Source organism: Lelliottia wanjuensis, assembly GCF_030238365.1.
GTDB lineage: Bacteria > Pseudomonadota > Gammaproteobacteria > Enterobacterales > Enterobacteriaceae > Enterobacter > Enterobacter wanjuensis.
Genome location: NZ_JASSOT010000051.1, coordinates 57,459 through 70,272 on the forward strand (window position 1 = coordinate 57,459; position 12,814 = coordinate 70,272).

At 55.0% G+C, this 12,814-nt stretch carries 11 protein-coding genes; 4 read left to right on the top strand and 7 right to left on the bottom strand.

Features of this window, described 5'->3' with window-relative positions; all coding sequences use genetic code 11:
- Nucleotides 1-8: 8 nt before the first annotated feature.
- The gene (gene proB / locus QQF33_RS06250; RefSeq protein ID WP_285145324.1) at nucleotides 9-1,112 is read right to left on the bottom strand and encodes a glutamate 5-kinase; all 1,104 of its coding nucleotides are present in this window, start codon (nucleotides 1,110-1,112) and stop codon (nucleotides 9-11) included.
- A gap of 306 nt (nucleotides 1,113-1,418) precedes the next feature.
- On the opposite strand from proB, the gene phoE reads away from it, so the two are divergent.
- Nucleotides 1,419-2,471 (top strand): phosphoporin PhoE, encoded by a 1,053-nt coding sequence (gene phoE / locus QQF33_RS06255; RefSeq protein ID WP_282492746.1) that lies wholly within the window; start codon nucleotides 1,419-1,421, stop codon nucleotides 2,469-2,471.
- A gap of 72 nt (nucleotides 2,472-2,543) precedes the next feature.
- Here the strand turns inward: phoE and crl are convergent, their stop codons facing one another.
- The 3 genes from crl to gpt all read right to left on the bottom strand — a co-directional run bounded on the left by crl (nucleotide 2,544) and on the right by gpt (nucleotide 4,815).
- Nucleotides 2,544-2,945 (bottom strand): sigma factor-binding protein Crl, encoded by a 402-nt coding sequence (gene crl, locus QQF33_RS06260; RefSeq protein WP_282492747.1) that lies wholly within the window; start codon nucleotides 2,943-2,945, stop codon nucleotides 2,544-2,546.
- Between the two features lie 57 nt (nucleotides 2,946-3,002).
- Complete coding sequence (gene frsA, locus QQF33_RS06265) at nucleotides 3,003-4,247, bottom strand: esterase FrsA (protein WP_285157580.1); 1,245 nt, start codon at nucleotides 4,245-4,247, stop codon at nucleotides 3,003-3,005.
- 109 nt (nucleotides 4,248-4,356) lie between these two features.
- On the bottom strand, nucleotides 4,357-4,815 hold the full coding sequence (gene gpt / locus QQF33_RS06270; protein WP_282492749.1) for a xanthine phosphoribosyltransferase: 459 nt from the start codon (nucleotides 4,813-4,815) through the stop codon (nucleotides 4,357-4,359).
- 257 nt (nucleotides 4,816-5,072) lie between these two features.
- On the opposite strand from gpt, the gene pepD reads away from it, so the two are divergent.
- Nucleotides 5,073-6,530, top strand: coding sequence for a cytosol nonspecific dipeptidase (gene pepD / locus QQF33_RS06275; protein WP_285157581.1), 1,458 nt, complete (start codon nucleotides 5,073-5,075; stop codon nucleotides 6,528-6,530).
- A gap of 132 nt (nucleotides 6,531-6,662) precedes the next feature.
- Here the strand turns inward: pepD and dinB are convergent, their stop codons facing one another.
- Nucleotides 6,663-7,721 carry a DNA polymerase IV gene (dinB, locus tag QQF33_RS06280; protein WP_285157582.1) on the bottom strand — a complete coding sequence of 353 codons (1,059 nt, stop codon included), beginning with the start codon at nucleotides 7,719-7,721 and terminating at the stop codon, nucleotides 6,663-6,665.
- Between the two features lie 275 nt (nucleotides 7,722-7,996).
- On the opposite strand from dinB, the gene dpaA reads away from it, so the two are divergent.
- The gene (gene dpaA / locus QQF33_RS06285) at nucleotides 7,997-8,737 is read left to right on the top strand and encodes a peptidoglycan meso-diaminopimelic acid protein amidase (RefSeq protein ID WP_285157583.1); all 741 of its coding nucleotides are present in this window, start codon (nucleotides 7,997-7,999) and stop codon (nucleotides 8,735-8,737) included.
- Here dpaA and QQF33_RS06290 read toward each other — a convergent pair.
- Nucleotides 8,708-9,475 carry a class II glutamine amidotransferase gene (locus tag QQF33_RS06290; protein WP_285154680.1) on the bottom strand — a complete coding sequence of 256 codons (768 nt, stop codon included), beginning with the start codon at nucleotides 9,473-9,475 and terminating at the stop codon, nucleotides 8,708-8,710. The two genes, dpaA and QQF33_RS06290, sit on opposite strands and share 30 nt — an antisense overlap.
- A gap of 45 nt (nucleotides 9,476-9,520) precedes the next feature.
- Nucleotides 9,521-10,099 carry a D-sedoheptulose 7-phosphate isomerase gene (gene lpcA, locus QQF33_RS06295; protein WP_282492754.1) on the bottom strand — a complete coding sequence of 193 codons (579 nt, stop codon included), beginning with the start codon at nucleotides 10,097-10,099 and terminating at the stop codon, nucleotides 9,521-9,523.
- Between the two features lie 237 nt (nucleotides 10,100-10,336).
- Between lpcA and fadE the strand changes: the two genes are divergently transcribed.
- Nucleotides 10,337-12,781: an acyl-CoA dehydrogenase FadE gene (fadE, locus tag QQF33_RS06300; RefSeq protein WP_285145332.1), complete on the top strand. Its 2,445-nt coding sequence runs from the start codon at nucleotides 10,337-10,339 to the stop codon at nucleotides 12,779-12,781.
- Nucleotides 12,782-12,814: the final 33 nt, after the last annotated feature.

Here is a 12,814-nt window from a genome sequence, read left to right on the forward strand (position 1 = left end):
TTGGCTCCTTAGCGAATGATCATATCGTCACGATGCACAGCAACCGGGCCATATTCGTAGCCCAGAATCGCGTCGATTTGCTGTGAGTGATGCCCGGCAATGCGCCTCAGCGCGTCGCTGTTGTAGCGGCTGACGCCGTGGGCAATATCGCGACCTTCAAGATTGCAGATACGAATCACTTCACCACGGGAGAAGTTACCTGTCACGCTTTTAATTCCTTTCGGAAGTAATGAACTCCCTCTTTCCAGAATCGCCGAGGTCGCCCCTTCATCCACGGTGATTTCACCGGCTGGCGGTGCGCCAAAGATCCAGCGTTTGCGGTTTTCCAGGGGAGAAGCCTGAGCGTGGAAACGGGTGCCGACGGAGAGGCCTTCCATCACGTCGCCAATCACGCCCGGACGGCTGCCCGCAGCGATGATAGTGTCGATACCCGCACGGCACGCCACATCGGCGGCCTGCAGCTTGGTACCCATTCCGCCGGTGCCCAGCCCGGAAACGCTGTCTCCGGCGATGGCGCGCAGGGCGTCATCGATGCCGTGCACATCTTTAATCAGCTGTGCTTCCGGATTATTACGCGGGTCGGCAGTGAACAGACCCTGCTGATCCGTGAGCAGCAGCAGTTTATCCGCACCGGCCAGAATCGCCGCCAGTGCCGAGAGGTTATCGTTATCGCCGACTTTGATTTCAGCCGTCGCCACCGCGTCGTTCTCGTTAATGACCGGAACGATGTTGTTATCCAGCAGCGCACGCAGGGTGTCGCGCGCGTTCAGGAAGCGCTCCCGGTCTTCCATGTCGGCGCGAGTCAGCAGCATCTGCCCGATGTGAATGCCATAGATAGAGAACAGCTGTTCCCACAGTTGAATCAGACGGCTTTGCCCGACCGCGGCCAGCAGCTGTTTAGAGGCGATGGTGGCGGGGAGTTCGGGGTAGCCCAGATGTTCACGCCCGGCGGCAATCGCCCCTGACGTAACAATCACAATACGATGACCTGCGGCATGAAGCTGTGCGCACTGGCGGACAAGTTCAACAATGTGGGCGCGATTAAGGCGGCGCGATCCGCCTGTTAAAACACTGGTACCGAGTTTTACGACCAGCGTCTGGCTGTCACTCATGATTCTCTGCCATTCAACAATAAGGGAAAATGATGTCAATCAGACGTTTTAACAGGACTCAGCGCCGTTGCCAACTGCTGGCGCACTGAGCACGCCACTTTGTTGCGCGGGATCAGGAAGCGTAGCGGCAGATTTTGACAGATTTATGACTGAAAAAATAAAACATACTTTTTTAAACATATTCTTACTTTGTCATAAAACCTTCACCCGCAGACGATAAAACCCTTCCTGTTTTTCACGGGGTAATAAGCCGAATCTTATTGCTCAGCGAATATTAGCGCGTTTTATAAAACATCAGGATTGAAAATGAAAAAGAGCACTCTGGCATTAGTGGTAATGGGCGTAGTGGCTTCCGCATCTGTACACGCAGCTGAAGTTTATAATAAAAACGGTAATAAACTGGACGTGTACGGCAAAGTAAAAGCAATGCATTACCTGAGTGATGACGATACTAAAGACGGCGACCAGACTTACGTCCGTTTTGGTTTTAAAGGCGAAACCCAAATTAACGATCAGCTGACCGGTTATGGCCGTTGGGAAGCTGAATTCTCCGGCAACAAAGCCGAGAGCGATTCCACGCAGAAAACCCGTCTGGCCTTTGCGGGTGTGAAGCTGAAAGACTTCGGCTCTTTCGACTATGGCCGTAACCTCGGCGCACTGTATGACGTGGAAGCCTGGACCGATATGTTCCCGGAATTCGGCGGCGACTCTTCCGCGCAGACCGATAACTTCATGACTAAGCGTGCCACTGGTCTTGCGACCTATCGCAACACCGACTTCTTCGGCGCGATCGATGGCCTGGACATGACCCTCCAGTATCAGGGCAAAAACGAAGGTCGCGATCCTAAGAAACAGAACGGTGACGGCTTCGGTACCTCTCTGACTTACGACTTCGGTGGCAGCGATTTCGCCGTCAGCGGCGCGTACACCAACTCTGACCGTACCAACGCACAGAACCTGCTGGCGCGCGGCGAAGGCGATAAAGCGGAAGCCTGGGCAACCGGTCTGAAATATGACGCCAACGATATTTACCTGGCGGCGATGTATTCTGAAACCCGTAATATGACCCCAATTTCCGGTGGCTTCGCCAATAAAGCGCAGAACTTCGAAGTGGTCGCACAATATCAGTTCGATTTCGGTCTGCGTCCTTCCCTGGGCTATGTCCAGTCTAAAGGTAAGGATATTGAAGGTATCGGCGATGAAGACATCGTGAAATACATCGACGTCGGCGCGACCTATTATTTCAACAAAAATATGTCCGCGTTTGTTGATTATAAAATCAACCAGCTGGACGACGATAATAAACTGGGCGTGAGCAGCGATGATATCGTTGCCGTCGGTATGACCTACCAGTTCTGATATTGGATAAAAAAGAACCCGGCGCAAAAGTGGCCGGGTTTTTTATTGTCTGTCGCTTAGGCGGGTAAAGCGTTAAGCGGAGAGCTTAACCTGCTGGTTAGTGAAGTCATCAGCGGGTTCGAGCTTTAAATCCAGCGTCGCCAGCAGTTCGCGCGCTCTGTCGTGGAAACCACGCAGGGTCAACTCCAGACGATCGATCACTTCCTGATCTTTGATAGTTGTCGCTTCCCAGTGGCCATCTTTGTTAAACAAACCAAAGTGATAGCTATAGGTAAAACGCTTCTCTTCCGCGTTCATCTCCATCCACCAGCCCCAGAACTCCCGTTTTTCGGGTGCAGGCTTCACGTTGACGCAAACAGCCAGGCAGTCGAAAAAAAAGCGATTCTCTTCACACTGCTCTTCTCGAATATACGGGCCAAGAGCCATGAACTTCTTAATCAGTCTACTTTTCGGGTGTCCACTCGGTAACGTCATTGCGATCTCCTTTTGTGAAGCCACTGTTTTACCAAACCATCAAAATTTAGCAATCTATTAACACAATCTCTGGGTGATCCAGCGTGTAATCTCGTTCAGTGCTTTGTCAAAATTCTGATACACCGGGCTGAAGGGTATCTCGAGCAGCTTGCCATCCGAAGATGACGAGGTGATTAAACGCGACTCCTCTTCCGGGCTGAAGGGATCGTTCTTCCAGAAGCCGGACAGCATCGGCGTCGGACAGCGGCGCCCGAGCAGACCCTGCGTTTTGAGGGAATAGCGATTCAGCTCCACGCGCAGCGCTTCGTCTGATGCATCATGCATGCCAAGGCGGCTGGCGAGGACGTCGAGATACATCTCCGGGACACTTCCCTGACGCGTCGGATCGCTCAGCAGCGCATGGACAACCGGCCCCAGACAGGCCACCGCTTTCAGGCGCGACGATTCGAGATACGCCAGACGCACCGCGACGTTAGCACCAAACCGGAAGCCAAATGCCGCCACGCGGGTGTGATCCACCCAGGGAATATTCTCCAGCGCTTTTAACGCATGCTGGTGCAATAAACTGGAGTCCTGCGTCAGCTTCCACTTCGAGGAAAAACCGATCGAAGGCATATCCAGCGTCAGCATCGCGACCCCTTTTGGTGCGAAGTAGCGCTCAAACAGGCTGAAATAATCAATTTGCAGGGAGTCCAGACCACCGCACATCATCACCGTCGGGAACGGGCCTTCGCCTGGCGGCATGTGCAGGAATCCGGTGACCGGCGCGCCGCCGGGAATGGTGAACTCGATTTCGCGGACGTTGCACGGTAAACGCTGGGCGGCTTCTTCATACGCGCGGTTCGCCAGCGCCTGCGCCTGTTCAGCGAGGTCGTCGCCCTTCAGATGTGGATAAGCAGCGATGCTGTAGAGGTTGGCGGCGTGGAGCCAGTGCTTGCCGCTGAGGGTTTGGTCCTGCTCCTGGGAGGCTTTTTGCTGCCAGATCATCGCCTGAGAGGCCCACTCGTAGATCCAGTTGCCGCCGCGATAACCAACCACTGTATCGTAGAGATCGCTGTCGGTGCGATCGGCCTCGCTCATGACGATGCGCGCCTGCACGTCGAGAATTTCACGGGCATCAATGCCGCGCCAAATCCACATCAGACGGTTAATCATGCGATACCAGTGCGGGACGTTTTTGCCGTCCAGGGCGGACTGCACAGCAGGCTGATTGCCAGGGTTGAAGCGACGAACAAGCGTCGACGTTTCCGGGTGTTTGAAACGAGGTTTGAACAGGGTTTCGCTAAGATTCGCCTGGGTCATTGCGCGCTGCCTCCATGATTACGTCACATAGAGTCCATTGTAACGCGCTGGAGGCTAAAAAAAACAACGCCCGGCATCACCGGGCGTTAAAAATAATTTCGTTCTGTCATTAACGGCCAGAAATCGGCGGCACGAAGACCACGCCCATATCCCACGGCTGTTCAATCCAGGTGTCCTGCGGGATGTCGATCACGTAGTCGTCAACCAGCGGCTTACCAGCCGGTTTGGCGAAGATGGTGACGAAATGCGCTTTTGGATACATATCGCGGATCGCAACCGCAGTACCGCCGGTGTCCACCAGATCGTCGATGACGATGAAGCCTTCGCCGTCGCCTTCAGCGCGTTTCAGCACGGTCAGCTCGCGCTGGTTATCGTGGTCATAGCTGGAGATGCAGACGGTATCGACATGGCGAATACCCAGTTCACGCGCCAGCAGTGCGCCCGGTACCAGACCGCCACGGCTCACGGCAATAATGCCTTTCCACTGTTCAGAAGGCATCAGGCGTGCAGCCAGTTTGCGCGCGTGAATCTGCAACATGTCCCAGGTGACGACGTATTTTTCGCTCATGTGATGTCCCAGCCTGTTTATATACGGCTTAAAAAGTGTTCGAAGGGAAATAGGTTGCGCGAGATTATAGAGATCTGACGCACTAAAAACCAGTGTTAAGCGGCCCAGCGGGGAGTTTTTACTTGCTTTATGCTAGCAGCGGACGGAGAAAGTGGTATTCTCAACCTCATCTCGCAAGCCCGACTTGTGCTGACTATCACCCTGCTAACCCTGTGACCTGCAAGCTTGTTTGCAGCGCCACGACAAGGAGACTTATCGTGTCTGAACTGTCTCAATTATCTCCACAGCCGCTGTGGGATATTTTTGCCAAAATCTGTTCCATTCCTCACCCTTCCTATCACGAAGAACAGCTTGCCGAACATATTATGGGCTGGGCGAAGGAAAAAGGCCTGCACGCGGAGCGTGACCAGGTAGGCAATATTCTGATTCGTAAAGCGGCTACCGCAGGTATGGAAAACCGCAAACCGGTTGTGCTTCAGGCGCACCTGGATATGGTTCCGCAGAAAAACAACGACACCGACCACGACTTCACTAAAGATCCGATTCAGCCGTACATCGATGGCGAATGGGTGAAAGCACGCGGCACGACGCTGGGTGCGGATAACGGTATCGGTATGGCCTCCGCGCTGGCGGTGCTGGCTGACGATAGCGTTGAGCACGGCCCGCTGGAAGTGCTGCTGACCATGACCGAAGAAGCCGGGATGGACGGCGCGTTTGGTCTGCAGGCCAACTGGCTGCAGGCGGATATCCTGATCAACACCGACTCTGAAGAAGAGGGTGAGATCTACATGGGTTGCGCCGGTGGTATTGATTTCATCTCTACCCTGCCGCTGACTCGTGAAGCCATTCCTGCTGGTTTCCAGACCTTCAAGCTGACGCTGAAAGGGCTGAAAGGCGGCCACTCCGGTGGTGATATCCATTTGGGTCTGGGTAACGCCAACAAACTGCTGGCGCGCTTCCTGGCCGGTCACGCGGCCGAGCTGGATCTGCGTCTGGTCGACTTCAACGGCGGTACGCTGCGTAACGCGATCCCACGTGAAGCCTTCGCCACCATCGCGGTCCCGGCGAATAAAGCCGACGAGCTGAAAAACCTGGCGAACGTCTACCTGGATATCCTGAAAAACGAACTGTCAGTAAAAGAGAAAAACCTGACCGTGGTTCTGGAATCCGTCACCAGCGATAAAGCGGCGCTGACCACTCAGTCTCGCGACAGCTTTGTTCAGCTGCTGAACGCCACGCCAAACGGCGTGATCCGCAACTCTGACGTGGCGAAAGGCGTCGTAGAAACTTCGTTGAACGTCGGCGTTGTGACCATGACTGACGACAGCGCAGAAATCATCTGCCTGATCCGTTCGCTTATCGACAGCGGTAAAGAGTATGTGGTGAGCATGCTGGAATCTCTGGGCAAACTGTCTGGCGCGAAAACCTCCGCCAAGGGCAGCTACCCGGGCTGGCAGCCAGACGCGACCTCTCCGGTCATGGCGCTGGTGCGTGAAACCTATCAGCGTCTGTTCAACAGCACGCCGAACATTCAGGTGATCCACGCGGGTCTGGAGTGCGGTCTGTTCAAGAAACCGTACCCGGATATGGACATGGTCTCCATTGGGCCGACCATTACCGGTCCGCACTCTCCGGATGAGCAGGTGCATATCGAAAGCGTGGGCCACTACTGGACGCTGCTGACCGAACTGCTGAAATCTATTCCGGCTAAGTAAGTTGCTAGTGGGGATGGGGATGGGTGCGGTCTGATGCCCTCACCCCAACCCTCTCCCACGGGAGAGGGCGCAAACACTAAAAACGGCAACCTGGTTGCCGTTTTGCATTTACCTTCTTGCCACCGGGCTTTTTTACAGCCCCAGCACCAGCTGCCGCTCCAGCTGCGGATCCAACAGCGTGACGTGCAACCCCACCAGCCTCACTCCCCTTCCCCCTCGACGCTCCTGCCAGGCTTTCTTGGCCGTTGCAATCAGATCGTCTTTATTCAGGCGCGGCCAGACGTGCTCCTGGGTGGTCTGCTGGAAGTCGTTGAACTTGAGTTTCACGCCCTGACGGGCAATCAGCAGATCGGGTTTGACCTTCGCCAGCCGTCGTTCCAGCTCGGGATAGAGCTGCTCGACAATAATGGTTTCGCAGTCGTTCCACTCATGAATATCTTCCGCCAGGGTGCGTTCCACTCCCACGGATTTACGCAGGCGCTCGCTATTAATACTGCGCTCATCGATCCCCTGACTGCGCTCCCACAGCACCCGGCCAAACTTGCCAAAGCGTTTGAGGAGCATCGCCAGATCGCTGTTCTGCACGTCTTCGCAGGTGCGCAGGCCGAGCGTCTCCAGTTTGGCGGCCGAGACTTTACCGACGCCGGGAATTTTGCCCAGCGGCAGCGTTTTCAAAAACGCCGGAACTTCATCGGGAGTGATGACGTACTGCCCGTCCGGCTTGTTGAGATCTGAGGCGATTTTGGCGAGGAATTTAACCGGGGCGATGCCCGCGGAGGCCGTTAAGTTCAGCTCGTTAAAAATGGTCTGGCGGATCTCCTGCGCCATCAGCGTGGCAGAGCCGTGGCAGTGCACGCTGTCCGTGACATCGAGATAGGCTTCGTCGAGAGAGAGCGGTTCGATGAGCGACGTATAGCGGGAGAAGATTTCGCAAATGTGGACCGAGGCTTCTTTATAGGCATCAAAGCGACCGGGCAAAAGAATCAGATGCGGGCAGAGTTTGAGGGCCATCGCGGTCGGCATGGCGCTGCGCACGCCAAATTTGCGCGCCGGATAGTTGGCGGTGCTGATCACGCCACGTTTAACGCGGCTGCCGCCAATGGCGATGGGGACATCCCGCAGCGCCGGATTATCACGCATCTCCACTGCGGCAAAAAAGCAGTCCATATCGACATGGATTATTTTGCGCATACTCAACCCTCACCTTTCACTGGATAAGTATACAGTTAAAGAATCAGAATTGAAAAGTATCACCCTGTTCACATCACATACAATTTCGCAAAGTTCCTGGATTCAAACGCCGCCGGATAAGTTATAAATGCCAACTAATTTGTAAACTCATTAGTTCACTCTTGCGAAAAAATGCAGCGATGCTAATGTGAGCGCTCCTAATCCAGAGTATTCTGATTTCGGGTCTCTTTTGCCGTCCTGGCAAGTTGGTTTGGCTTTATCAAGGAACTTGTAGTATGCGTAAAATCGCATTGTTCATTGCGATGCTTCTGATCCCGTGTGTCACGTTTGCAGGGCTGCTTGGCAGCAACAGCTCAACCACACCGGTCAGCAAAGAATATAAACAGCAATTAATGGGATCACCGGTTTATATTCAGATCTTCAAGGAAGAACGCACGCTCGATCTATTTGTCAAAATGGGCGAGACATATCAACTGCTTGATAGCTACAAAATCTGTAACTATTCCGGTGGCCTCGGCCCGAAACAACGTCAGGGTGATTTTAAAAGTCCTGAAGGTTTCTACACCGTTCAGCGCAATCAGCTCAAACCCGACAGCCGCTTCTATAAAGCCATCAATATCGGCTTTCCGAACGCTTACGATCGGGCGCATGGTTACGAAGGTAAATACCTGATGATTCACGGTGCCTGCGTGTCCATTGGCTGCTACGCCATGACGGACAGCGGTATTGATGAGATTTTCCAGTTTGTCACCGGCGCGTTAGTCTTCGGCCAGTCGGGTGTTCAGGTCAGCATCTATCCGTTCCGCATGACCGATGCCAACATGGAGCGTCATAAGTACTCAACCTACGCGGATTTCTGGAAACAGCTGAAACCGGGGTATGACTACTTCCAGCAGACGCACAAACCGCCGACCGTCTCGGTCGCGGATGGTCGCTACATCGTCAGCAAACCGCTGAGTCATGAAGTCGTCCACCCGCAGCTGGCGTCAAACTACGCGGTTCCCGAGACAAAATAACGCCCACTCGCCTGGCATAATCTTTTGCCAGGTTTCATTCCCCGTCAGGGGCTGAGTGGCGATAACCGTGACCACATCGTCAGGTGTGGTTTCGGTTTGAAAATCAATTTCCACATCCTGATCCAGCAGCTTGGCCACACCAAAGGGCGCGCGTCGCGTGATCCAGAACAGATTAGTCGAGCAGAACGCCATCACGTAACGCCCATCCGACAGCAGCATATTAAACACGCCCTTCTCACGCAGCTCGCGGGCCAACGTGCCGATGTATTTAAACACTGCCTCCATGTTGCCCGGCGTGCGCGGATAACGCTCCGTCAGCTTGTGCAGTAACCAGCAAAAGGCCTTCTCGCTGTCGGTTTCGCCCACCGGACGGAAATTCCCCGTCTCAAGCGATTTATACCCGGTCAGCTGCCCGTTATGGGCGTAGGTCCAGTTGCGGCCCCACAGCTCACGGGTAAACGGATGGGTATTTTCCAGCGCCACTTCGCCGCGGTTTGCCTGACGAATATGGGCGATCACCGAACGAGATTTTATCGGATAATCCTGCACCAGGCGGGCGATGGGAGAGTTGAAGCTGGGTTGCGGATCTTTGAACGTGCGACAGCCTTTGCCTTCGTAGAAGGTAATGCCCCAGCCGTCTTTATGCGGCCCGGTTCCTCCACCGCGCTGCACCAGCCCGGTGAAACTAAAGCAGATATCGGTTGGCACATTGGCGCTCATCCCGAGCAATTCGCACATACTTCACCTCCACAACAGCGGGGGCAAAATGCCCCCAGCGAAGACTTACTTAACCATCTCTTTTTCGATCAGCTGGATCAGGATATGGATCACTTTGATGTGAATTTCCTGAATACGGTCAGCATAACCAAAATGCGGCACGCGGATTTCGATATCCGACGTCCCCGCCATTTTGCCGCCATCTTTGCCGGTCAGGGTGATGACTTTCATCCCCTTCTCACGCGCGGCTTCAATCGCTTTGATCACGTTGCCAGAGTTACCGGAGGTCGAGATGCCCAGCAGAACATCGCCTTCACGGCCTACCGCTTCAACGTAGCGCGAGAAAATATGATCGTAACCGAAGTCGTTACCCACGCAGGAGATGTGGCTCACGTCAGAAATCGCAATCGCCGGGTAGCCCGGACGGTTTTCGCGGTAGCGACCGGTCAGCTCTTCCGCGAAGTGCATGGCGTCGCAGTGGGAGCCACCGTTACCGCAGGAAAGCACTTTGCCGCCAGCTTTGAAGCTGTCTGCCAGCAGAACCGCCGCACGCTGAATCGCGTGAATATTGGCTTCATCTTTCAGAAAGTTAGCCAGCGTTTCCGCAGCTTCGTTCAGTTCGTTACGAATAAGATCCTGGTACATGAGGATAATCCTTCAGTATTGATGAATAACAAACGGAGTGTACCGGATAGCAGTAAAACCGAGAAGCTAAAGCCATGCAAATCCTCCGGCGTTTTGATGATTCGTGCCTGCGAAAACCCGAACAATGTGAACCAGGTTGTAATTATTTTGTGAATGCATTGCTAAAAGAAATAACATCCACTACAACCATATCATCACAAGTGGTCAGACCTCCTACAAGCAAGGGAGCTTTTCTTTATGATGATTTTGAGCATTATCGCAACCGTTGTACTGCTCGGTGTGTTGTTCTATCACCGCGTAAGTTTAGTTCTGAGTAGCCTGATTCTGCTGGCGTGGACTGCCGCGCTTGGCCTCGCGGGTCTGTGGAATATCTGGCTTGTCCTGCCGCTGGCCATCATCCTGCTGCCGTTTAACGTCCCGGCGATGCGTAAGTCAATGATTTCTGCCCCGGTGTTCCGCGGCTTCCGTAAAGTGATGCCGCCGATGTCACGCACGGAAAAAGAGGCGATCGACGCGGGCACCACCTGGTGGGAAGGCGATCTGTTCCAGGGAAACCCGGACTGGAAAAAGCTGCATAACTACCCGCAGCCGCGCCTCACCGCCGAAGAACAAGCCTTTATCGATGGGCCAGTAGAAGAAGCGTGCCGCATGGCCAACGACTTCGAGATCACCCATGAAATGGCCGATCTGCCTCCGGAACTGTGGGCGTACCTGAAAGAGCATCGCTTCTTCGCGATGATCATCAAGAAAGAGTACGGCGGCCTGGAGTTCTCCGCTTACGCTCAGGCTCGCGTGCTGCAAAAACTGGCTGGCGTGTCAGGCATTCTGGCGATCACCGTCGGCGTACCTAACTCATTAGGCCCGGGCGAACTGCTGCAACATTACGGCACCGAAGAGCAAAAAGATCACTATCTGCCGCGCCTGGCGCGTGGTCAGGAAATCCCGTGCTTCGCGCTGACCAGCCCCGAAGCGGGTTCTGATGCCGGTGCGATCCCGGATACCGGCGTCGTCTGCATGGGCGAGTGGCAGGGCCAGCAGGTGCTGGGCATGCGCCTCACATGGAACAAGCGCTACATTACGCTGGCCCCTATCGCCACCGTCCTGGGCCTGGCGTTCAAACTCTCTGACCCGGACAGACTGCTGGGCGACGAGGAAGATCTGGGTATCACCTGTGCGCTGATCCCAACCTCTACCCCAGGTGTTGAAATCGGTCGTCGTCACTTCCCGCTGAACGTACCGTTCCAGAACGGTCCGACCCGCGGCCAGGATATCTTTGTGCCGATAGATTACATCATCGGCGGCCCGAAAATGGCCGGTCAGGGCTGGCGTATGCTGGTGGAATGTCTGTCGGTCGGTCGTGGCATTACCCTGCCGTCGAACTCTACCGGCGGCCTGAAATCCGTCGCGATGGGGATTGGCGCTTACGCCCATATCCGCCGTCAGTTCAAAATCTCCATCGGTAAGATGGAAGGGATCGAAGAGCCACTGGCGCGTATCGCAGGCAACGCCTACGTGATGGACGCGGCGGCCTCGCTGATCACTTACGGCATCATGCTCGGTGAAAAACCGGCCGTGCTGTCGGCTATCGTGAAATATCACTGTACCCACCGCGCACAGCAGTCAATTATTGATGCGATGGATATTGCCGGCGGTAAAGGCATTATGCTCGGCGAAGGCAACTTCCTGGCGCGCGGCTATCAGGGCGCACCGATTGCCATTACCGTGGAAGGCGCAAACATTCTGACCCGTAGCATGATGATCTTCGGTCAGGGCGCGATTCGCTGCCATCCATACGTGCTGGAAGAGATGGCGGCGGCGCAAAACAACGACGTCGATGCGTTCGATAAACTGCTGTTCAAACACATCGGCCACGTAGGCAGCAACAAAATGCGCAGCTTCTGGCTGGGCCTGACGCGCGGTCTCACCAGCTCCACGCCAACGGGCGATGCGACCAAACGTTACTACCAGCATCTGAACCGCCTGAGTGCAAACCTGGCGCTGCTGTCAGATGTGTCGATGGCCGTCCTGGGCGGCAGCCTGAAGCGTCGCGAGCGTATCTCTGCGCGTTTGGGCGATGTCCTGAGCCAGGTGTTCCTCGCCTCTGCAGTACTTAAGCGTTACGACGATGAAGGCCGTCATGAAGCGGATCTGCCGCTGGTCCACTGGGGCGTTCAGGATGCTCTGTATCAGGCAGAACAGGCGATTGACGATCTGCTGGCGAACTTCCCGAACCGCTTTGTGGCAGGCGCTCTGCGCGCGGTCATCTTCCCGACCGGTCGTCATCATCTGGCACCGTCCGATATTCTGGATCACAAAGTGGCGAAGATCCTGCAGGTGCCAAGCGCGACCCGCTCCCGTATCGGTCGCGGTCAATACCTGAAACCGACGCCGCATAACCCGGTCGGTCTGCTGGAAGAGGCGCTGCTGGACGTGATGGCCGCCGATCCGATTCACCAGAAAATCTGTAAACAGCTGGGCAAAAACCTGCCGTTTACCCGTCTGGATGAACTGGCGAAACAGGCGCTGGCAGGTGGCATCATCGATCAGAATGAAGCCGCCGTGCTGGTGAAAGCGGAAGAGAGCCGTCTGCGCAGCATCAACGTGGATGATTTCGAGCACGACGAGCTGGCGACTAAGCCGGTAAAGCTGCCGGAGAAAGTCCGCAAACCTGAAGCGGCGTAAACGAAACGCTTCCACAAACCCCGCCGCGTGCGG